This is a genomic window from Tildeniella sp. (assembly GCF_059505325.1).
On the sequence record NZ_JCACKI010000076.1, the window covers coordinates 73,095 to 94,951 of the forward strand.

At 52.0% G+C, this 21,857-nt stretch carries 18 protein-coding genes and 2 pseudogenes; 8 read left to right on the plus strand and 12 right to left on the minus strand.

Annotated features, from left to right (window positions below; translation table 11 throughout):
• Window positions 1-78 precede the first annotated feature (78 nt).
• The 3 genes from AC5JO6_RS28365 to AC5JO6_RS28375 form a co-directional block, all read right to left on the minus strand.
• A complete protein-coding gene (locus tag AC5JO6_RS28365; RefSeq protein ID WP_496084406.1) occupies window positions 79-462 on the minus strand; it encodes a type II toxin-antitoxin system VapC family toxin in 384 nt (127 codons plus the stop codon).
• Window positions 452-676 (minus strand): hypothetical protein, encoded by a 225-nt coding sequence (locus AC5JO6_RS28370; RefSeq protein ID WP_496084407.1) that lies wholly within the window; start codon window positions 674-676, stop codon window positions 452-454. Before AC5JO6_RS28370 ends, AC5JO6_RS28365 begins: the two co-directional genes overlap by 11 nt.
• A 623-nt stretch (window positions 677-1,299) precedes the next feature.
• On the minus strand, window positions 1,300-1,482 hold the full coding sequence (locus AC5JO6_RS28375; protein WP_496084408.1) for a hypothetical protein: 183 nt from the start codon (window positions 1,480-1,482) through the stop codon (window positions 1,300-1,302).
• A 108-nt stretch (window positions 1,483-1,590) separates the two neighbouring features.
• Here AC5JO6_RS28375 and AC5JO6_RS28380 point away from each other — a divergent pair, with 108 nt between their 5' ends.
• Entirely contained in the window at window positions 1,591-2,325 is a 735-nt protein-coding gene (locus tag AC5JO6_RS28380) for a DUF928 domain-containing protein (protein ID WP_496084409.1), read from the plus strand.
• Between the two features lie 54 nt (window positions 2,326-2,379).
• On the opposite strand, the gene AC5JO6_RS28385 is transcribed toward AC5JO6_RS28380, so the two are convergent.
• Complete coding sequence (locus tag AC5JO6_RS28385; protein ID WP_496084410.1) at window positions 2,380-2,649, minus strand: hypothetical protein; 270 nt, start codon at window positions 2,647-2,649, stop codon at window positions 2,380-2,382.
• 166 nt (window positions 2,650-2,815) lie between these two features.
• Entirely contained in the window at window positions 2,816-2,953 is a 138-nt protein-coding gene (locus AC5JO6_RS28390) for a hypothetical protein (RefSeq protein ID WP_496084411.1), read from the minus strand.
• 297 nt (window positions 2,954-3,250) lie between these two features.
• On the opposite strand from AC5JO6_RS28390, the gene AC5JO6_RS28395 reads away from it, so the two are divergent.
• Both AC5JO6_RS28395 and AC5JO6_RS28400 read left to right on the plus strand, forming a co-directional pair.
• Window positions 3,251-4,165, plus strand: coding sequence for an S-layer homology domain-containing protein (locus AC5JO6_RS28395; RefSeq protein ID WP_496084412.1), 915 nt, complete (start codon window positions 3,251-3,253; stop codon window positions 4,163-4,165).
• A gap of 238 nt (window positions 4,166-4,403) precedes the next feature.
• Entirely contained in the window at window positions 4,404-5,555 is a 1,152-nt protein-coding gene (locus AC5JO6_RS28400; protein ID WP_496084413.1) for a PEP-CTERM sorting domain-containing protein, read from the plus strand.
• Between the two features lie 207 nt (window positions 5,556-5,762).
• Here AC5JO6_RS28400 and AC5JO6_RS28405 read toward each other — a convergent pair whose 3' ends face one another.
• The 3 genes from AC5JO6_RS28405 to AC5JO6_RS28415 all read right to left on the minus strand — a co-directional run bounded on the left by AC5JO6_RS28405 (window position 5,763) and on the right by AC5JO6_RS28415 (window position 9,293).
• A complete protein-coding gene (locus tag AC5JO6_RS28405) occupies window positions 5,763-6,584 on the minus strand; it encodes a squalene/phytoene synthase family protein (RefSeq protein ID WP_496084414.1) in 822 nt (273 codons plus the stop codon).
• A gap of 580 nt (window positions 6,585-7,164) precedes the next feature.
• On the minus strand, window positions 7,165-8,103 hold the full coding sequence (locus AC5JO6_RS28410) for an ABC transporter permease (protein WP_496084415.1): 939 nt from the start codon (window positions 8,101-8,103) through the stop codon (window positions 7,165-7,167).
• An 80-nt stretch (window positions 8,104-8,183) separates the two neighbouring features.
• Window positions 8,184-9,293 (minus strand): ABC transporter permease, encoded by a 1,110-nt coding sequence (locus AC5JO6_RS28415; RefSeq protein WP_496084416.1) that lies wholly within the window; start codon window positions 9,291-9,293, stop codon window positions 8,184-8,186.
• A gap of 50 nt (window positions 9,294-9,343) precedes the next feature.
• Here AC5JO6_RS28415 and AC5JO6_RS28420 point away from each other — a divergent pair, with 50 nt between their 5' ends.
• Entirely contained in the window at window positions 9,344-9,541 is a 198-nt protein-coding gene (locus tag AC5JO6_RS28420) for a hypothetical protein (RefSeq protein ID WP_496084417.1), read from the plus strand.
• Between the two features lie 90 nt (window positions 9,542-9,631).
• Window positions 9,632-10,405: a hypothetical protein gene (locus tag AC5JO6_RS28425; RefSeq protein ID WP_496084418.1), complete on the plus strand. Its 774-nt coding sequence runs from the start codon at window positions 9,632-9,634 to the stop codon at window positions 10,403-10,405.
• A gap of 34 nt (window positions 10,406-10,439) precedes the next feature.
• Here AC5JO6_RS28425 and AC5JO6_RS28430 read toward each other — a convergent pair whose 3' ends face one another.
• The 3 genes and pseudogenes from AC5JO6_RS28430 to AC5JO6_RS28440 form a co-directional block, all read right to left on the minus strand.
• Window positions 10,440-10,832, minus strand: a complete 393-nt coding sequence (locus AC5JO6_RS28430) for a helix-turn-helix domain-containing protein (RefSeq protein WP_496084419.1) — start codon at window positions 10,830-10,832, stop codon at window positions 10,440-10,442.
• A 19-nt stretch (window positions 10,833-10,851) separates the two neighbouring features.
• A pseudogene (locus AC5JO6_RS28435) lies at window positions 10,852-11,060 on the minus strand (TetR/AcrR family transcriptional regulator); the annotation flags it as partial.
• 97 nt (window positions 11,061-11,157) lie between these two features.
• The gene (locus AC5JO6_RS28440; protein ID WP_496084420.1) at window positions 11,158-17,856 is read right to left on the minus strand and encodes a HAMP domain-containing protein; all 6,699 of its coding nucleotides are present in this window, start codon (window positions 17,854-17,856) and stop codon (window positions 11,158-11,160) included.
• A 325-nt stretch (window positions 17,857-18,181) separates the two neighbouring features.
• Here AC5JO6_RS28440 and AC5JO6_RS28445 point away from each other — a divergent pair, with 325 nt between their 5' ends.
• Window positions 18,182-18,481 carry a hypothetical protein gene (locus AC5JO6_RS28445; protein ID WP_496084421.1) on the plus strand — a complete coding sequence of 100 codons (300 nt, stop codon included), beginning with the start codon at window positions 18,182-18,184 and terminating at the stop codon, window positions 18,479-18,481.
• Window positions 18,482-18,592: 111 nt separating this feature from the next.
• Here the strand turns inward: AC5JO6_RS28445 and AC5JO6_RS28450 are convergent.
• Window positions 18,593-18,703: pseudogene (locus AC5JO6_RS28450) on the minus strand (ATP-binding protein); the annotation flags it as partial.
• A gap of 625 nt (window positions 18,704-19,328) precedes the next feature.
• Between AC5JO6_RS28450 and rlmD the strand changes: the two are divergent.
• Together rlmD and lpxD are read left to right on the plus strand one after the other, a co-directional pair.
• Window positions 19,329-20,699, plus strand: coding sequence for a 23S rRNA (uracil(1939)-C(5))-methyltransferase RlmD (gene rlmD / locus AC5JO6_RS28455; RefSeq protein ID WP_496084498.1), 1,371 nt, complete (start codon window positions 19,329-19,331; stop codon window positions 20,697-20,699).
• Window positions 20,700-20,729: 30 nt separating this feature from the next.
• The gene (gene lpxD / locus AC5JO6_RS28460) at window positions 20,730-21,800 is read left to right on the plus strand and encodes a UDP-3-O-(3-hydroxymyristoyl)glucosamine N-acyltransferase (RefSeq protein ID WP_496084499.1); all 1,071 of its coding nucleotides are present in this window, start codon (window positions 20,730-20,732) and stop codon (window positions 21,798-21,800) included.
• Window positions 21,801-21,857: the final 57 nt, after the last annotated feature.

A 21,857-nucleotide genomic window follows, 5' to 3' on the forward strand; every position in this document is an offset into this window, starting at 1 on the left:
ATCACGATATATCGTCAGAATAGTCACCAAGATGCCCCGCTAACTCGCTCAAACCAATCTACAGAAGCCGTCCACATATTACTCAGAACAGTCAACTGCTAGTAAGCCCGCAAGATGCTGTAATTGTTGATCGGCTGTAACCAGCGTTGCTTCTGCTTGCATGGCAGTAGCGACGATCACGGCATCGGGCAGCTTCACACGATACTGCTGCCGCACCGCAACAATTTGTTCAATCAAGCGAGTTTGATCTGAGGAAAGCCCGACAACTTCAACCCGTTGTAGAAATTGGCTGAAGGCTTGACGTTCGCTTTCGGATAGTTCAGTGAACGCTAAGAATTCTAATTGGCTGATGATGGAAATACCAATCCACGCAGCCGTCTGTAACCGTTGTATTAAACGCTGATTACCTTGCAGAAGTGCAATGATCGCATTCGTATCCAGTAAATAGCGTTCACCACTCATCGCGTAAGTTTCGCTGCGCCACTACTGGATCGCCCTGCCAGCGGAGTGTGCCAGCCAGATCTGAAAAGTCGTAAGTTGCAGCGGAGTCTTGCTCTGTACGAATCGGATGGATGGTAATTTCAACTTCAACATCGCCTGATGCAAATGAAGTGGGAACATCCAGTCGAAGATGTCCATCCGTATCGATTTTTCCAGTTAAGGTGATGATTTGCATGGGAAGGCGTAGCCAACGCAACCATTTCTCGTTGCGTCAATTATACGCCTGAGTCTCTCATCCCTGCTGTTGAGTGTTTTGTGATGGGCATACTTTAGCCATGCCAGCGTTGAACAAGATCTAAAACCAATGAAACTCAAGTTTTTGCTGACGACAGAGGAAGGAACAAATCTAAGCTTTTATGAATCGATCACACTTTCTCGTGCTACTACTAATAGTTTTTCTGGCAGGATGCCCTGCGCCTCCAATGTGCTCTAAGGTAATTGACACTCGCGCTAGCTATCTCCTAGTTAGTTTAGCAAGCGGTAATAATTGTAATTATCCTGCTGCAATTTACTCAATTGAGTTCTTAGACCCCAAAAAACGTAAGGTTATTTGGAGTATTTCAGCTCCTTATGGGTCGAGCGATGAAGAGTTAGAGCTTTCCACAGTTACTTATGGAATTATTCCAAAAGGTTTCTCTGGTACTACGCCAACAAAACTACGCCCTGGTCAAACCATTGAAATTCTGATACATGGGGTCTCAACTTTTGGACAGAACTCATTAACGCTCACACTAACTGAGTAGTAAGATCGCTCACTTCACAAGTTAAATTAAAGCATCGAACTCAACGTTTCAACTGCTAGCGAATGCTTATAATTTGACGTGCGATCGCCATCACCGTCATACCTTTATTTGCGCTTTTCTGGCTTTTTTCTCTTTTGTTTGGTGCGTTGAGCAATGGCTTTTGCTTCTTGATCGGCTTCGATCTCACCCCGTAAGCGATCGCCTCTTCACAGGCTATATTCAAAGTCGATAGGGGCATTACCACAGAAAATTTTGTAAGGTGGAGTCTTTAACCAGTAGCTAGAACAGGTCTTACTGCGGTGCATTCGTAGAGTCACCTATTTGTAACGGTTAGAACCAGCGACACATGCTTCAGAAAAACGATGATCGAACCTTACTGGCTGTTTGCCTGTCTGCTGTGCTCAGCATCGCGGTTTGTGGTATGCCACCGCTGGCGATCGCTCAGGAATATCAACCGCCCCAACGTGACGTTCTCGGACGGCGGGAAGGTGCAGGGGCACGAGGCACTTGCCTGCGTGGACCCAAACTGCTGATGCCCTTAACCCCAACCGATAGGTTTAGTGCAACTGTGTCGAATAGCCCCACGTTTTTTTGGTATGTGCCTAAAGCAACCGCCCAAACAGCCGAATTTGCTCTACTAGATGAAAACGATCGCACCCTTTACAGAACCACGCTTAATTTGCCAGAGACCGCAGGCGTACTCGCCTTCAACGTACCAAAAAGTGTGGCAACGTCTGTTTTAACAGTGGGGAAAGACTACTACTGGCAGTTTTCCATTCTGTGCGATCCCAATCAGCCATCGATCAACCCTTTTGTAGAAGGTGTTGTGCAGAGAGTCAAACCTGCCACTGCTTTAACGAATCAACTGAAAAAAGCGAGTACACGTGATCGCCCGACCATTTATGCCAACAATGGCATCTGGCAGGACGCGATCGCCACCCTTGCCCAAGAACGCTGCACCAAGCCCCAAGACCAGAACCTGCTTACAAGTTGGACACGACTATTGCAATCGGTGCAACTCGAAGACTTTGCTCAGGAGCCGTTCACTTCGCCCTGTCCGGCAAAACCAGCCAAAAAATGATCCTGGTGTCGTCGCGCACGTCAGGGTAGTGTTTTTACAGGCGCTGTCATACGTTCAGCCCATATTTTTGAGTGCTTCTTTTTCTCGCATGGAGACGTGCGCGAACCGTCGATACAGCCAGTGGCATTGCAGCACAATCAAACTCCCTAACGCCAGTAGTAAGAGGCACACGATCGGCACATACGATCGTATGTGCCACCAACTCCACTTCAGCATGGAAGTACTTGTCAGCATGATGCCTGCAAAGCCGTGAGTGTCACGTCTCTTTGCACGATCGAGCCGAAGCTCAAGGGGTATCGCTCTATAAGGTTCTCCGATCGTCATGCTTCTGATTCTCACTATCGACTACAGTTCAACTGCATTCCATAATACTATAGTAAATCTATCGATTTACCGTATTTAATGCAGACTGCTCAGTAGATGGAAGGTAAGCCTGTGTGATGCGGTTTATCGCCTACTGGTTGTCAAGCGAATCTAACAAGCGAAATGATCAATGGGCGATCGCTTCCCGCTTTTTTGTGGGCACACTTTGATCAAGTTGGATAACGGTCACTTCCCCACTGGGCGAAACGAGGCAAATCGCACTTTTCCCTAGCGTTTGAGCGTCACGTTGCGGCAATCTCAGCATTGGTTTGAGCCTTTCAGCAGTAAATATCAGCATCTTTAGTCTCTTGTATCGTCCATGGGCACTACAACCGTGGAGTTACGGTGAGCGAAATGAAGCTACTGTTAACCCTCAGCGGGTCTAGAAACCAGGTTTCTTAGCGACTGTATGGCGTTGCTTGAGGGCATTTAAAAACCCGGTTTCTCTGAACCGAGATCCCCATCGACAATCTTTTAGGCTTTTTAGGGTAGCGGCTGATCAACTTTCGTCAGTCTGCTTTAGGATTAGCTGTGTATTGTGTTGGTTAGCAACCTCTCTCAAATGACACCTTCTCCTGATCCTCAATCAGACCGTAAGCGGCTCAGTGCCGATGAGCTGATCGCTGTGTTTGTGGCGCTCACTAGCATCGGGGCGATCTTCTTCTGGTCGATTACACACAAAGACGACGGCATGGGTGTGCCTTTCCTTCAGTCCCCTACAGCCTCGGTTCCGCCACCAGCACCATCGGTATCGCCCTCTGTGCCAGTCGCAGCGGTGCCATCGATCGCGACATCAGCCAGAACGGTGCCATCGCCTGTACCCAGTGAAGCACCTGCAAGCCCAACTCCAGCACTGCCATTAGCGCCATTGGTGGTAGCGGTTCCGAACGCGGCAGTTGTTCCTTCACCAAAGGCATCCCCTGCCACACCAGCAAAGCAGTTTGCTGACGTACCAAGCGGCTATTGGGCAAGTGTGCCGATCGCGGCATTAAGCGCTCAAGGTATCCTAAATGGGTTTCCTGACGGTACATTCCAGCCGAACAAGCCCATTACACGAGCAGAATTTGCAGGGATCATTCGACGTGCGTTTAATCAGCCAGCCAGTCGTGCAGCGCTTAAGTTTAACGATTTGCAGCCCAACAATGGGGCGATCGAAGCGATTAACGAAGCAACACAGACTCGCTTCATGAGTGGCTTTCCGGACGGTAGCTTCCAGCCCAACCGCCAAATTCCCAGGCTGCAAGTGCTGCTGGCATTAGCTACAGGTTTGAATCTGCAAGCCAAGTCGCCAGCAAATCAAGTGTTAAATCGCTATGAAGATGCAGCACAGATTCCTAAGTATGCCACTGACAAAATTGCAGCAGCGACAGAAGCGGGGTTGGTGCTGAATGATGCCAGTCCTCAACGACTTAATCCCAACGAAGTCACGACCAGAGCTGAAGTAGCCTCATTGGTGTACAAGGCGTTGCAGCGATAAGCATCAAAGAAGCGATGCGTCTGTGCCTCAGTGTTACTGCTTGATCGAATGAAGGAGGGCAAATTAATGCCCAAGTTGGCGATGAGCGATCGACACAAGTTTTTTCGCCCTACTTTACGAAAACTTCATACTAAGCTGATTGTACGTAGAAATACGGCTTTTTTGTAACTGCCAACACAGTGCTGTTAGGCACGGCTCCAGAAAATGGGTGTGCCGTTAGTACCCATACGTAAGCTTCATGAAGATGCGTCTGCACGTTCCCATTTTTCTTAGTCTTTTTACGCTCGTTGGTTTTGCTGCTAAAGCTGACGCTGCGCTGCTGATTGGCAATAGCGACAGCAACACTATTATTGTTTTTGATGAAAGCACAGGCACTTTTCAAGGTGACTTTATCACTCCTGGACTCGGTGGCTTGCGATCGCCCGATGACCTGACGATTGGACCAGATGGCAGTCTCTATGTCAGCAGTGGCGGCAATAGTGGCGGCAATTTATTCGCTCCTGCCTATCCTCAAGATTCTGCGGTGTTGCGCTACAGTCTCACAGGCGAGTTTCTCGGCGTAGCAGCCTCTGGTGGTGGCTTGGCTCGTCCCTACGGTAATGCGTTTGCACCCGATGGCAGTCTCTTTGTCAGCAGTTTTCGTACCAATCAGATTTTGCGGTACGACGGTACGACCGGTGCCTTTCTGGGTGTTTTTGCTTCCGACAACAACGGTGGGCTGGGGACGCTTAACGGGTTGAATGGTCCCAATGGGCTGCTGTTTGCACCGGATGGCAGTCTCTACGTCACGACCGAAGGCACCGTCAATACTGCAACGGGCGATCTGGGTTTTCTCTATGCCAGTCAGGTCTTACGCTATAGCCCAGAGCAGGTGGCAGGTTTAGCTTCCACCGAGACTCCCAGTGTGTTTGCTGATCAACCAGCGCTGCTACCAGAAAGCCCAGGCTTCATCAGTCTCCTGGGACTGGCACTTGCACCGACGGAAGACAGTCTTTATGTGAGTGATTTTGCGGGCGGCATCCGTCAATATGATCTGGCGGGCAATCTTCTCAGTGTGTTGTCTACCAACTACACAGGCACGCTTCCTGGCACTCCTGGTAGTAATTTCATTGGCAGCCTGACCTTTGGAACAGGCGCTAACAGCAATGATTTGTATGCGATCGGCTTTGATACAGCCAATCAAAACATTGGCTCGGTTTTGGCATACAGCGGCGCAGAGGGTAGCGCGGATACCTTCTCTGGCAGTCTGTTTACAAGCAGCAGCCTGGAGCGACCGATCGGTGTGGTAGCAGCGGCAGGTGTGCCAGAACCAGCAACGGTAGCAGGGTTAATGCTTGGTTTAGGTGGGTTAGGTCTTGCCCGCTTGCGCCAGCGGCGGTTACCAGATTAAGAGTCTGTGGAAGTGAGTCGCGGTTGCCTTGCTCCCTGGCAATGCTCCAGAGATGGCAGATAGAGCCGCTATGGGTTGGTTGCTGGTGCTAACAAGAGCCGCAAGCGATCGCTCAACTTAATTGCCCTCGCCTACTCAGTAAGCAGTGGAATGGTAGAAGTAGCATAGACTGGCGACAGATAAGCGGCTCTGACGCGTTGTCTATGCTTACTTGCTGATACCTGTCAATTGCTCAACCAACGCCAGCACTTTGGTTCGACTGAGCTTCGCTTCACCTTGTGCCAGCGCATCTAAGGTTGCGTGGGCAAACCCCAGAGGGAGGCGGCAAAAATCGAGCGCTGGACCGGGTGGCAAGGCGGCAGTATACGCATCTGCCAGTGCCAGGTTTCGACGCGCATAAGCGTACATTTCGTCCTGATGCCAACCGTCAGGAAAGAAGCCCACACCGCGCACTAAATCATCTGATTGATTACGCAGAATGTTGACTGCCTGCAAGCCTCTCCCAAAGCCGACCGCATGACTACGATTGGTTTTTGTGCCGTCGTACCATGCCCACAGATCAGATAGAAGTAACCCGACAGCACCTGCGGCACAAAATGTGTAGCGATCGAGGTCTGCCTGAGTCTTAATCGTCCAGTTATGTTCTGCCCAATATGCCATGCGGTCTGCCATTGCAGCGGTCGCATCCCAGACTCGGGGCGCGATCGCGATCGGTGCAAACGCAGCCCATTCGCCGATACGTGTAGTGACTTCTGGCAACAGCGTTGTATGGGTGATGAGGAGCGTTTCCAGGCTGGTCTCGTCAATGATACCGTCTGCCGCCTGAAACGAAAGGCTAATTGCTTGTAGAAGCTGAGCCTTGAGGGGGTTATCGAGGTCGGGGTGATCTTCAATCTCATCGATCGCTCGCATACAGAGATACGCCGAAGCCACCGCCTCTTGTAGCCCCACAGGGAGTCGGCTAATCGGGATATAAAATGTTCGGCTAGTTTCTGCCAAAACCTCTAAAGCTGTCTTACGTAACTCCATTCATTTGCTCCTTTTAACCACCACACCGAGTTCGCTCTAAATATATAGCAAAAAACTTAATTTTTACTAAGAAGGAAGCTGAGTGACGCTTAAGGTTTCAGAACATTGTGCTGTTCAACCTCGGTAGTGCCTTCACGATGCAACAAACCAAAGAGGCTCAATTCGTACTGCTACAGCACGTTGCCGTGCCCATCAAGGTATGCCTGAATGCGTAACTAAGTTCCGTCTGTCTCACTTTGATCAACGGTCAAAAACGCCTGGACATTTGCTGGTAACGGGTTACTCCGGCAACGTTTGACGATGACCAGGACTGATCTTTGCCAACAATTCGGTTTAACGTTTATGACCACGGTTGACAAAAAAGCTTGCCTAACGTAGCGGGTGAATGAAAAGACAATTGCATTGAATCAACAATCAATCGACTATGAGGGTGCATTAAGAAGCACGTCAACATGCCTGAAAACTGGCTGATTCACTAATAGCTTGCATTCTCATCTCATCTTGACAAAACAGAATTTTTTACGCTCAAATACTTTAAGAAATGTTAACTCCGTCACTGTAGAAACGCTGGACGATCGCGCTATTCACCGACACCTTCCTTGCTGTAAGGGATACCAAGAGCTGCTGGTGGCGTTGATTTGCCTGCTAAGCCGACCATTGCCAATAGCGCGATCGCATACGGCAACATGACTAAAAACTGATAAGGGATATTGAGATTAAACGCCTGAATTCGCAGTTGTAGCGCCTCAGTCGCGCCAAACAGCACACAGGCAAGGACTGTATACACCGGATGCCAGCGCCCAAAAATCAACGCCGCCAGCGCAATAAAGCCCTTACCCGCGCTAATATCCTCTGTAAAAAACTTCACATGCACCAGCACTAAATAGGCACCTCCTAATGCCGCTAAACAGCCACTCAACATCACACTGATATAGCGCACTAGAGGCACACGAATGCCTGCTGTATCGGCGGCACGAGGGTACTCTCCAACCGCGCGCAGAGTCAAGCCAAGACTGGTGTGGAAGAGAAGATAGGTGCTTAGCGGCAATAAGAGCAGCAGCAGGTAAACCAGAGGATCTTGGTTGAAGAGAAGCGGACCCAGGATAGGAATTTGACTCAGTCCAGGAAGGGCGATCGCAGGCAAGCCCGGCAATTTTTGAGTCGTGCTGCTGTTAAACACGATCCGCGACATAAAGGCTGTTAGACCCGCTGCCGATAGGTTGATTGCTAACCCCGATACCAATTGATTGACTTTTAGAGTGACACACAGGTATGCATGGAGCAGACCCACCAGCCCGCCACTGATCACCGCTGCTGCAATTCCTAACCAGACATTCTGATTGCTATAGAACGTTGCGGCTGCACCCACAAAAGCTCCCGTCAGCAGCATTCCTTCGAGCGCAATGTTGAGCACGCCGGATCGCTCAGACCACAGCCCGCCCAATGCCGCAAACGCCAAGGGCATCGATAAACGCAGGCTTGCAGAGAGGTAATCTGAGAGGAAGGCGAGATCGTTCATGGAAGGGGGAAAAAGGATAAAAGATGAAGGATGAAGGCTAAAAAAGTTGATCTACACCTGCGCGACCTTGAAAACCAGCGTTAGGCTTTTGTGGTGGTGGCGATCGGGGTACTAAGCTGCGGACGAGCAGCTACTTTTCGCTCCAGGACAAGGCTAATGGCAATAAAGAGAACAGTGAGTCCCTGAATGGCGTAGACAACCGTAACGGGCACGCCAGCGCTACGCTGCATCACGTTCGCGCCTCCACGCAAGGCACCAAAGAAGAGAGAGGTAAGGAGTACGCCTGCTAAGTTACCTCGACTGAGAAAGGCGATCGCGATCGCATCAAAGCCATAACCGGGCGAAAAGTTCTCAAACAGGCGATACTTTAAGCCCATCACTTCGCCAGAGCCTGCTAACCCTGCTAGACCACCGGACAACGCCATCACCAGCATGATGGTGCGCTCAACGGAAATCCCAGCATAACGAGCCGCGATCGGATTTTGTCCGACCGCTTCAATCTGATAGCCGAGGGGCGATCGAGCAAAAACGACCCATAGAACGATCGTGACTAGCACTCCCAGCAAAATCCCTGCGTGAGTCTGCGTTTGCGGCAGAATCATGGGCAACTGGGCAGACGGATCAATCAGGGCACTATAAGGGGTCGGCGCATCGGGGTCTTTCATCGGACTGCTGACCAGATAGCTCACCAGGTTTTGGGCAATGTAGTTGAGCAGCAGCGTTGTGATGACTTCATTTACGCCTCGCATTGCCTTCAAATAGCCGGGGATCAAGCCCCATAAGCCTCCCAGGAGAAAGCCACCCAGTAGCGCAAGGGGGACGTGAATGATAGGGGGCAAGCCATGCACGTAAAGCCCAACCAGCGCACTGCCCAGTCCACCCATGTAGATTTGCCCTTCACCACCAATATTGAACTGTCCGGCTTTGAGGGCAACCAGAACACCCAGGCTGGTGAGCAACAGCGGTGCCGTTTTAGTCAGGGTATTGCTAAAGCCGTAGTAGTTAGCGAGTGATTCAGTAAACAGAACCGAGTAGGCTTTGAGAGGGCTGACTCCCGCGATCGCAATCAGTCCTGCACCTACCACTAACGCAGCCGCGATCGCCAAAAACGGAGACAAAACGGGCAAAAGCCAACGAGCGCGATCGTTCACAAGCAAGTAGGCAATCCAAGAAGGAACAATGACAAGCATCCTACCCTATGTTGCCTTCTGAGCACTGTTTTCTACGATAGTGAATTCTGATGTGTGGCGAAGTAATCGAAAAACCCTTCCCGTTTATTGCCGATGGTATTTTTGATCTAGTGAAGCAAGCGGCTCCAAATCGGGTGCCTCACCGTGCGATCGTGCCAGCCGCAAAAAATTCGTTCCAAAAATGCCGCCTTGGTGGAATATTGAAGCAGGAAAGAGTTTACAAGCTTGCCTTGGCTGCTCACTCTTAGACTTGGAAGCTAACAGTGACGCAATTGCATAGTGCGTTCCCTTTCAATCCAGGTTGGGCGGATCAGATAACCCCATCAAAGGAACTAACGTTGATCAGGACTGCCATCCTCTCGGTTGCATTATGCCTCGCCACTGGCTGCACTACCACTACAACGACACCATCAGCAAGAAACTCAGCGCCAGCAGCGAACCCCCAATCATCCAGGCAGACTACGGCACTCCCGCCTAAGTCCCAACGGTTTGCTTCCGATCGCCAAAACCAGTTAGACGATCAGGGCTACCGCGATGGCTATGAGGATGGTATGGGTGGGTTTCCCTCTAATCCTGCGATCGGCATTGCGAATCAGAATTTGACCGATCCGGCTGAGCAGAAAATTTATACAGATGCTTACAACCGGGGCTACACTCAAGGCAAACAGCCCTCGCCCTCACCGTCGCCAACTGACTCGATTTCGCCTGACCGTAGAGCCGAACTGCAACGGCTTGGGTACCAGAATGGGCTTACCGATGCTCAATCAGGATTTGCAGCCAATCCTGGCAGTGGCGTTGCTGCCTTAGGGCTAACGAATGCCACGGAGATACAGATTTATACCAACGCTTATAATGCTGGCTATCAACGACAACCGTCACCCTCGCCGTCGCCAACGACTTCTCCTGGAAGACTCACTCAGTTGAGGCAGCAAGGCTATCAGGACGGCTATACGGACGCTCGCTCAAACTTTCCTCAGGATGCTGGCAGGGGTATTAGCCTTCTGGGCTTGGTCAGCGCCACAGAACAGCAGGCTTACACTAATGGCTATAACAGTGGCTATCGAGCGTATACCCCTGTTGTTCAGCCTCCCCTTCCCGATGTGCTGTGGTGATCTAGCTGTCGCCAAGACGCTTAGGATATTGGGATCAAAAGGGATGTGTGGGCGTTGCCCTCAGCCAGCTTTCGACCTGAGCTTCGACGTGAGCTTCGAAGCGAGCGCTCAGCCGAACAGCGTTCAAGCCGAAGGGGGTTCTACCCCTACACCCCGTCCTAATACCAATTCTATAAAATCGCCCTACAGATTCGTTTTTGCTGCTGACCGCTGACCGCTGACTGCTGACTGCTGACCGTTGTCGCAGCGGCAAATGCACCATTCCCGATGCGTTTGCCTGGGCATACAGCAACTTTACTCGTTCAGCATGACGGAGTTCCATTGCCTTAAAAATGGCAGCTTTGTCAGGGAAAAACTGATAGAGAGAGCTGATCGCCGTGCCTGCTTTGGCAGCGATCAGGTGGGTCGTTGCTGCTTCGTAGCCCACTTCATCAAAGACTGCTGCGTTTGTCAGGGAAAAACTGATAGAGAGAGCTGATCGCCGTGCCTGCTTTGGCAGCGATCAGGTGGGTCGTTGCTGCTTCGTAGCCCACTTCATCAAAGACTGCTGCGGCCGCATCCAAAATTTTTCGACCCGTTCTTTACCGCGCTGTTGTTTCGGCTGTCGCCGCAGATTCGCTGATTGGACACTTAACGAACGTGAAAGTTCTGTCATCTTTTGAAAACACGACAAATTTCTCGCAATTTTATCGCAAACGGAGAATAACCCACGAAAGGCTGTTTGCCTCGAAGACGAGAATACAACGACATTTCTACTCGTAGAGCCAAACCCTCAGTAGCGACAGTAACTGTTCCATATCGACTGGTTTGGTGATGTAGTCAGATGCCCCGGCTTCGATGCATTTTTCGCGATCGCCCTTCATGGCTTTGGCTGTGAGCGCAATCATGGGCAAGGTGCGAAACGTTTCTAACTGGCGAATCGCACGCATTGTTTCGTAGCCGTCCATCTCTGGCATCATGACATCCATGAGCACAAGGTTGATGTCAGGATCATTGTGCAGCAGGGTGATACCATCCCGTCCATTTTCGGCATAGACCACGTGCATCTGATACCGTTCCAACATGCTGGTGAGTGCAAAGATATTGCGCACGTCGTCATCCACAATCAGCACTTTCTTACCGACAAGAACGGGATCGGTTTGCTGGAGTTGCTCCAGCATCAAACGCTGGGAATCGGGTAGGTTTTCCTGTACTCGATGCAAGAACAACGCCGTTTCTTCTAGCAACCGTTCGGGCGATCGCACATCTTTGACAATGATCGTGTCGGAGATCCGCCGCAGTTCCGTTTCTTCTTGAGCGGTTAGTTCTTTGCCTGTGTAGATGACGATGGGTAGGCGCTGAAGGTCGGGTATTTGTTTGATCTGTTCAATCAGTTCAAAGCCAGTGACATCAGGTAACCCCAGATCCAAAACTAGACAGTCGAAATGCCCTGTCTGGAGTGCTTCTAAGGCTTCTGCACCCGTGCCCACCGCTGTACTTCTCACGTCACTGTTGCCAATGAGTTCAACGATGCTATGGCGTTGAGTTTCATCATCTTCGACGATGAGTAGATATTTAATGGGACGTTCCACAAACGCTTTGATATCGTTCAGCGCTTTTGAGAGGGTTTCGCTGCTGGCAGGTTTTTGCACAAAGGCGATCGCCCCTAGCTGTAGGCTACGCTTCTGCCCCTCTTCAACCGACATTATATGCACCGGAATGTGCCGCGTCGCCGGATTATGCTTGAGCCGATCAAGGACAGCCCAGCCCGTCATCACGGGCAACCGCACATCGAGCATGATGGCGGTTGGTTTCAACTCTTGTGCCATTGCCAGCCCCACATCACTCCGCACGGCAACTAGCCCCTTGAAGCCGTGTTGACGTGCCATATCCAGAAGGATCTGAGCAAACGCAAGGTCATCTTCGATGATGAGGAGAACGCAATCACCGGGTTGAATGGTATCGCGATCGTCGTCGATCGCGGGTTCAGCCAGAAGCGACGTGAGGATCGGTTCTTCTAGCGCTACCGTAGACGATTGACCGCTTGCAGATAGTGCTGTCGGATGCCATGCCGCAGGTTTCACTAAGCTACCAGGCTGTATTCTAAACCCGGCTAGCTGAGCCTGGGACGGATCAAACGGTTGGGTGCGATCGTCGGCGACGACATAGGATTGCGGCAAATACAGCGTAAACGTGCTGCCCTGACCTGCTTCACTCTCTAGCCGAATCTCGCCACCCAGCAGTTGAGCAATCTCGCGGCTAATCGACAAACCTAAGCCAGTACCGCCATACTTGCGAGACGTGGTGCCATCAGCCTGCTGGAATGCCTCAAAAATGACCCGCTGCTTCGCCGATGGTATCCCAACACCCGTATCGTGAACAGCAAACGCAATCACGGTATCTGCCTGATTCAGACGTTGTTGGTCGGGACTCCAACCGTTCGTAGCAACGCTGACCTGTAGACTAACCTCTCCTTGCTCAGTAAATTTAAACGCATTTGCCAGGAGGTTCTTCAATACCTGCTGAAGGCGCTTGGAATCGGTAGACATTGCGCGGGGCAAACGCTCATCAAGCTGAATTTGGAAGTCTAAGCGTTTGCTTTGGGCGACTTGACGAAAGGTGCGCTCCACATGATTGCGAATGTCAGTGAAGAGCGTCTGGTCAATCTCTACTGACATCGTACCCGACTCGATCTTTGCCAGATCGAGAATGTCGTTAATCAGGGTGAGCAGATCGCCACCAGAGGCATGAATGGTGCGAGCGTACTCGACTTGTTTAGCGGTCAAATTGCCATCATTGTTATCGCCCAGTAGCTGCGCCAGGATCAACAGACTGTTAAGCGGTGTGCGTAGTTCGTGAGACATATTCGCCAGAAACTCAGACTTGTACTTGGAGGTCATTGCCAACTGCTCGGCTTTTTCTTCCAATGACTGTCGTGCCTGTTCGATCTCGCGGTTTTTGCGCTCTACTTCTTGATTCTGCATTGCCAGCAGTTCGGCTTTTTCTTCTAGCTCTTCGTTGGTTTGCTGAAGTTCATCTTGCTGGTTTTTGAGGAGTTCTTCGGAGGCAGTCAGGGATTGCGCCTGTTGCTCCAGCCGCTGGTTAGTGCCGGTAAGCTCCCTCTGTTGCGTTTGCAGTTCTTCTGCCAGCGATTGCGATTGCTTCAGCAGTTCTTCGGTGCGCATACTGGCGGCGATCGTGTTGAGGACGATCGCGATACTTTCCGTCAGTTGGTCAAAGAACGTCAGGTGAATTTCACTGAAGCGGCGGAAGGATGCCAGTTCAACCACGGCTGTCACCTGTCCTTCAAACAGCACAGGCAAGACGACTGCATTGAGTGGGGTTGATTCGCCCAAGCCGGAACTGATTTTGATGTAATCGCTCGGCACTTCGGTAATGAGAATCCGTTCTTTTTCCAACGCGCACTGTCCTACCAGACCTTCGCCCAGGTGAAACTGATTTGCCAGATGTTTGCGCTCTCGATACGCATACGTGCTGAGCAGCTTCAGGTACGGAGGATGCAGGTCGCTGCTTTCCATCATGTAGAAGACCCCGTGCTGGGCTGATACCAGCGGGGCAAGTTCTGACAGGATCAGCTTGGAAACAGCCTCCAGATCGCGCTGTCCTTGTAGCATCCGCGTGAACTTCGCCAGGTTGGTTTTCAGCCAGTCTTGCTCGGTGTTTTTCTGGGTCGTTTCTCGCAGGTTGGCAATCATCTGGTTGATGTTGTCTTTCAGGATTGCCACTTCGCCTTCTGCGGCTACGGAGATCGATCGGGTCAGGTCGCCCTTTGTCACTGCCGTTGCCACCTCAGCGATTTCGCGTACCTGGGTCGTGAGATTCGCTGCCAGTTCGTTTACGTTGTCCGTCAGGTCACGCCATGTTCCTGATGCCCCGGGGACTTTTGCCTGTCCACCCAGCTTCCCTTCAATCCCCACCTCACGGGCTACCGTTGTCACCTGATCAGCAAAGGTTGCCAGCGTATCAATCATCTCGTTGATAGTGTCTGCCAGGGTTTCAATTTCCCCCTTCGCTTCGAGCATGAGCTTGCGTTTCAGATCCCCATTTGCCACGGCTGTCACCACCTTGGCGATGCCTCGTACCTGCGCGGTCAGGTTGCCTGCCATGAAGTTCACCGAGTCGGTCAGGTCTTTCCAGGTGCCTGCAACGCCGCGCACTTCTGCCTGACCTCCCAGAATGCCCTCAGTGCCTACTTCTCGCGCCACCCGTGTGACCTCAGAGGCGAAGGAGTTGAGCTGATCCACCATCACGTTAATGGTGTCTTTCAGGTCGAGAATTTCGCCCTTCACATCTACCGTGATTTTTTTGGAGAGATCGCCGTTTGCCACCGCTTTCGTCACTTCGGCAATGTTCCGCACCTGGGCTGTGAGGTTCCCCGCCATCGAGTTTACGTTGTCGGTGAGGTCTTTCCAGGTGCCAGCCACTCCGCGCACATATGCCTGCACACCGAGTTTTCCTTCAGAACCCACTTCCCGCGCTACCCGTGTCACCTCAGATGCAAAGGAACTGAGCTGATCCACCATCGTATTGATGGTATTTTTTAGCTCTAGAATTTCACCTTTCACATCCACCGTGATTTTCTTCGACAGGTCGCCGTTTGCCACAGCGGTCGTCACTTCGGCAATGTTTCTTACTTGTGCCGTCAAGCTACCCGCCATGAAGTTCACGGAATCCGTCAGATCTTTCCAGGTGCCTGCTACACCTTTCACTTCTGCCTGTACACCCAGCTTTCCTTCGGTGCCCACTTCTCGCGCCACTCGTGTCACTTCAGAGGCAAAGGAGTTGAGCTGATCCACCATCGTATTGACGGTGTTTTTGAGTTCCAGAATTTCGCCCTTCACATCCACGGTGATTTTCTTCGACAGGTCGCCGTTCGCCACAGCCGTTGTGACTGCCGCAATGTTGCGTACCTGTGCCGTGAGGGAGCCTGCCATGAAGTTCACGCTATCGGTGAGATCTTTCCAGGTGCCTGCTACACCACGCACGTCTGCCTGTACCCCCAGTCGCCCTTCGGAGCCTACTTCCCGCGCTACCCTGGTGACTTCAGAGGCAAAGGAACTGAGTTGATCCACCATCACATTGATGGTGTCTTTGAGTTCCAGAATTTCGCCCTTGACCTGCACGGTGATTTTTTTGGAGAGGTCGCCGTTTGCCACAGCGGTCGTCACTTCGGCAATGTTGCGTACCTGCGCCGTGAGGTTGCCTGCCATCGAGTTCACGGAGTCCGTTAAGTCTTTCCAGGTGCCTGCAACGCCCCGGACTTCTGCCTGTACGCCCAGTTTCCCTTCCGTTCCGACTTCTCGCGCCACCCGCGTCACCTCAGAGGCAAAGGAACTGAGTTGATCGACCATCACGTTAATGGTGTCTTTGAGTTCCAGAATTTCGCCTTTCACCTGCACGGTGATTTTTTTGGAGAGGTCGCCATTTGCCACCGCAGTCGTCACTTCGGCAATGTTGCGTACCTGTGCCGTGAGGTTGCCTGCCATCGAGTTCACGGAGTCGGTGAGGTCTTTCCAGGTGCCTGCAACGCCTTTCACGTCTGCTTGCACACCCAGTTTCCCTTCGGAACCCACTTCTCGCGCCACCCGCGTCACCTCAGAGGCAAAGGAGTTAAGTTGATCCACCATCACGTTAATGGTGTCTTTTAGCTCCAGGATTTCGCCTTTTACGTCCACCGTGATTTTTTTGGAGAGGTCGCCATTTGCCACAGCGGTCGTCACTTCGGCAATGTTCCGCACCTGAGCGGTTAAGCTGCCTGCCATAAAGTTCACGGAATCCGTGAGGTCTTTCCAGGTGCCTGCTACGCCTTTTACATCTGCCTGTCCGCCGAGTTTCCCTTCGGAACCCACTTCACGCGCTACCCGTGTCACCTCGGAGGCGAAGGAGTTGAGCTGATCCACCATGATGTTGATGGTGTTTTTGAGTTCGAGAATTTCGCCTTTGACATCCACCGTGATTTTTTTGGACAGGTCGCCGTTGGCGATCGCCGTTGCCACCTCTGCAATATTCCGCACCTGCCCGGTGAGGTTGCCTGCCATCGAGTTCACGTTATCGGTGAGGTCCTTCCAGGTGCCCGCTACGCCTTTCACTTCTGCCTGTACACCCAGCTTCCCTTCGGAACCCACTTCTCGCGCCACCCTGGTGACTTCTGACGCAAAGGAATTGAGTTGATCCACCATCGTATTGATCGTGTTCTTTAGCTCCAGAATCTCGCCTTTCACATCCACTGTGATTTTTTTGGAGAGGTCGCCATTTGCCACAGCGGTTGTCACTTCGGCAATGTTCCGTACCTGTGCCGTTAAGCTACCCGCCATGAAGTTCACGGAGTCCGTTAAATCTTTCCAGGTGCCTGCCACGCCTCGGACTTGCGCCTGCCCGCCCAGTTTGCCATCGGCACCCACTTCGCGCGCCACCCGCGTTACCTCAGAGGCAAAGGAGTTGAGCTGATCCACCATGATGTTGACGGTGTTTTTTAGCTCTAGAATTTCGCCCTTGACATCCACCGTAATTTTTTTGGACAGGTCGCCATTTGCCACAGCCGTCGTCACTTCGGCAATGTTTCGTACCTGCGCCGTGAGGTTGCCTGCCATCAGGTTCACGCTGTCGGTCAAATCTTTCCAGGTGCCTGCAACGCCTTTCACTTCTGCCTGTACGCCCAGTTTTCCTTCCGTACCCACCTCCCGCGCTACCCGCGTGACTTCTGACGCAAAGGAGTTGAGCTGATCCACCATGACGTTGATGGTGTCTTTCAGCTCCAGGATTTCGCCCTTTACGTCTACGGTGATTTTTTTGGAGAGGTCGCCGTTTGCCACAGCCGTTGTCACTTCGGCAATGTTCCGCACCTGTGCCGTCAGGTTCCCAGCCATTGAGTTCACCGAGTCGGTCAGATCTTTCCAGGTGCCCGCAACGCCTTTGACTTCTGCCTGCACGCCGAGCTTGCCTTCGGTTCCCACTTCCCGCGCCACCCGCGTCACCTCTGAGGCGAAGGAGTTGAGCTGATCCACCATCGTGTTGACAATGCGCGCGGTTTGAAGGAACTCCCCTTGCAAGGGTCTGCCCTCAATTTCGGTGGCGATCGTCTGCGAGAGATCCCCATTTGCCACCGCTCGAATCACCCGTGCCGTTTCTGCTGTAGGCTGCACCAGATCGGTAATCAGCGTGTTGACGGAATCCACACTCGCCTTCCAGGAACCTTTGGCACTGCCGAGCGAGGCACGTTCATTGATTTTGCCCTCTTTGCCAACCACCGTGCCAATATGCTCTAGCTCACTGGTGAGCCGCTCGTTCATGTCAATAATGTCGTTGAGCGTATCAGCGATTTTGCCTGCGATGCCCGTCTGGTCGATCGACATCCGCACCGAGAAGTTACCCTTCTTCACCTCTGCCAAAATTCTCAGAAGCTGTTTTGGGTCGAGAGTATCGGTGTCAGTGGCGGCTTGTGCAGTTGGCATGACGTGATCCTTTTAGCAGAAGAGAGGGCGATCGAAACGTGTATTAATGCATTTTCGCCGATCGCTAGAACAGCGATCAACCTAAGTACAACTTTAGAAGTATAATCAGCACCTATTATGGATAAACAAGACACCCTAGCGGGTCTGTCTTAGGATAGATGACGTGCAGACATTTCCTGGCATCTCAATAATCTTGTGCGTTCTGCTTGTGCATTTAAAGTCTCTCAGTCCGAAGGCAACCGATGCTGATCAGGGGTAGTCACGTACAGCGATCTAAATTACCATTGGGTTTCCACCAAGCTGTCAGAAAAATTTGACACGTAGCATGGATGACGTAAAGGCAAATCTAAATGAATTAATTGGGGTCGTTGTTCAGGCTGTCGTTAGTGCCTATCAAACCCAAGAACTTGAAAATGCCCTGATGATTCGTGATGAATTGCAGCGACTGCCTGATGCTATGACTACAGAAGTGATCAATGGAGTCATTCTCAGTTTGGTGGAGACCAATCCCGATCTGTGTCGCTGGTTCATTCTTGACGTTTTTCTCTGCGAAGCAGACCCGGAGGGAAAGGCTGATGTTGCAGAACGCATTAATCTCCTTATGGCTGATCTGAACGCACAGTAGGGTGTTTAGGGTTTGAGCCAAGATACGTGCGATAAAAATCGCATTGCCTTAGAATGCAGGCTGGATCGGCTCTCTAACTTTTTACCTTTGATTGCGATCGCTGAAAGCTGTGAAATGTGTCGCGTGAAGGGTGAAGCGATCAATCGCAGCGACCGTCATCACCGAATCTGTAAAGATGCTACTCCACTGACTAAAGGGTTGGTTTGCCGTCATCAACAAGCTGATGGCAGCGGGCACGAGGAGTCTCTCAAGCTGATGAGTGCACAAATCCTACCAACCCTCGCTAAAAAAAAGGCACCTGCCAGGAGTGTCGTTTTGGGCTTGACCTTCATCGTTCAGGGAGTTGGTTGATAGGATAACGCGATGTGCGACTTTCCTGAAAAGCCTGCCAAAACTGCCCTCACCCTAGCCCTCTCCCGATGGGAGAGGGAACCGGAACGGTCTGGAAGCCCTTCTCCCTGGGGAGAAGGGTGGGGATGAGGGCGAATTAGTTGCACATCGCGTAGGATAGGAGCTCGAAGTAATTTTGGCAGACGAGTCTTTCAACGTGATCGTACCGAGGATGAGTGTCGTTTACTTCGCTAACCAGTAACAGCCAGTTGACGATTGTTGGACAGGTTTGCTAAATGACAAGACTGGTCTGTTGACGCTTGCTAGCACTAAGCAGTGATGCCTTGACCACCGATCGCTCCATCGCTCACAGTGTGCCCAAATAAACAACGCTCCATAAGGTGCGATAGAGTTTGTCACTCAAAGGCAGTTTTTCCCACTCTTGCCTACAGCGCTTCACATACCCTTTCATCACGAGGTTTCGGTGTCTATCACTCCATTGCCGTCTGAAGATAACATGACTGCACCAGCGGCAAATCGTTGGCAGCAGGGACAGATCATTGACGTGACCATTACAGACCTGAGCGATAGCGGCGACGGCGTTGGTCGATCGCACGACCGCGTAGTGTTCGTGCCTGATACCGTAACGGGCGATCGTGTTCAGATCCGCCTGCTGCGCGTCAAACCTCAGTATGCTCATGGCAAACTACTAGAGCTGTTGGAACCATCGCCACACCGCATTCGTGCCCGTTGCATTGTGGCAGATAAGTGCGGTGGCTGTCAGTGGCAGCACGTGGACTACACTTACCAGCTTGAAGCTAAGCACAATCAAGTGATACAGGCATTGAGACGCATTGGTGGGTTTAGTGAGCCGCCCGTTAATCCCATTCTGGCAGCGGCAGCCGATCTGGGCTATCGCAACAAGGCGACGTATCCACTGGCGCGATCGCAGACGGGACAAATCCAAGCAGGCTATTACCAGAAGGGCAGTCATCAGATTGTCAACTTGAACCAGTGCCCTGTTCAAGATGAGCGGTTGAATCCCTTGCTGTCAGAGGTGAAGCAAGATTTGTACGATCGTGGCTGGGGCATTTACGACGAGAAGCTGCATCGCGGCAAAGTGCGCCACCTGGCGCTCCGCATTGGTCGTCGTACGGGCGAAATGCTGCTAACGCTGGTGGTGAAGGATACAAATTTGCCTGGGCTGGAAGAGCAGGCAGAGGCATGGCTGGCTCGCTATCCCGATCTTGTGGGCGTATCGCTGAATGTGAACCCCGATCGCACCAATGCCATCTTTGGGCGCGAAACCGTCTGTGTCGCCGGACAGCCCTACCTGCATGAAACCTTTGCAGGCTTAACCTTCCAACTGCGACCCGATACATTCTTCCAAATTCATACGGAACAGGCAGAAACGCTCTTGCAGGTCATCACAGAGGAACTGCATTTGCAAGGCACTGAGGTCTTGCTGGATGCCTACTGTGGTATTGGAACGTTTACACTGCCCCTGGCACAGCACGTGAGGCAGGCGATCGGGCTAGAACTACAACCCGAAGCCGTTGAGCAAGCCAGACTCAGCGCTAGTCTGAACCAATTGGAGAACGTCACGTTTACGGAAGGAGCCGTCGAAGCGCTGCTGCCTCAGTTGGAGGTGAAGCCGGACATCGTGCTGCTCGATCCACCGAGACGAGGCTGTGATGCGTCCGTCATCGAAGCACTGGTTCAACTGGCACCCGATCGCATCGTCTACGTTAGCTGCAATCCTGCAACGCTCGCTCGTGATCTAAAACTGCTATGCCAGAACGAGCACTATCGCCTGACGCGCGTCCAACCTGCCGACTTCTTTCCTCAAACGCCCCATGTCGAATGTGCCGCCTTTTTGGTACGGTAAGGGCGGTGGTGAGTGACAATCGAGGGAATGATGAAAGTTAGCGAACTGCTAGAAAAACTCAGTGCCATCAACGGTCAGCCGTTGCGGTCAGAAGTGATTGAAGACGCTGATCTTACAGGTGCAGCAGCCGTAGATGCCGCGATCGCGGGCAATATCAGCTACATTGAAGGCGCGAAATTTGCCGCTCAGGTAAAAAATACTGCTGCCACTGCGTTAATTCTGCCAAAAGATGCGGCACTTCAGGCAGAAGCGAGCGATCGCGGCATTACCTGGATTGAAGCACCCGAACCCCGCCTGATGTTTGCTCAGGCGATCGCTCTGTTCTACCAGCCGTTTCGCCTCGCGCCGTCCATTCATCCCAGTGCTGTCATTGATCCCTCCGTGCAACTGGGTGAGGAAGTGGCGATCGGCGCTCATGTCGTCATTCAGTCTGGTGTTAGCGTTGGCGATCGCGTGTGCATCCACCCCAACGTGGTGGTTTATCCAGAATCGCAGCTTGGCGATCGCACCGTGCTCCATGCTAACTGCGTCATTCACGAACGCACTCAGATTGGCGCAGACTGTGTGATTCACGCTGGGGCTGTGATTGGTTCCGAGGGGTTTGGCTTCGTTCCAACCCGCGAAGGCTGGTACAAGATGGAGCAATCGGGCTATGTGATCTTAGAAGATGGCGTAGAGGTCGGCTGCAACTCGACGGTCGATCGTCCCGCAGTCGGCAATACGCGTATTGGGCGCAACACCAAGCTGGATAACCTGGTACACATTGGTCACGGGTGCCAGATTGGACAGGGATGCGCGATTGCGGCTCAAGTTGGGCTGGCAGGTGGCGTAGAAGTGGGCGATCGAGCGATTCTAGCGGGACAGGTTGGCGCGGCGAATAATGCGAAAATTGGCGCAGGCGCGATCGCGACCTCCAAAACAGGGGTTCATGGCACGGTTGAAGCAGGTCAGATTGTCTCCGGCTACCCTGCGGTTGACCACAAAATTTACCTTAAGTCGTCTGCTGTCTATAGCCGTTTGCCAGAAATGTACCAGACCCTAAAACGGCTGCAACGACATCTAGAAGGCAGCGATCGATCGAAGAGGGGCAATCCTTCATAGTATTAAGGAGCCAGGAGAACATATCCTCCCTACTCCTTAACACTAATTAGTTGCACT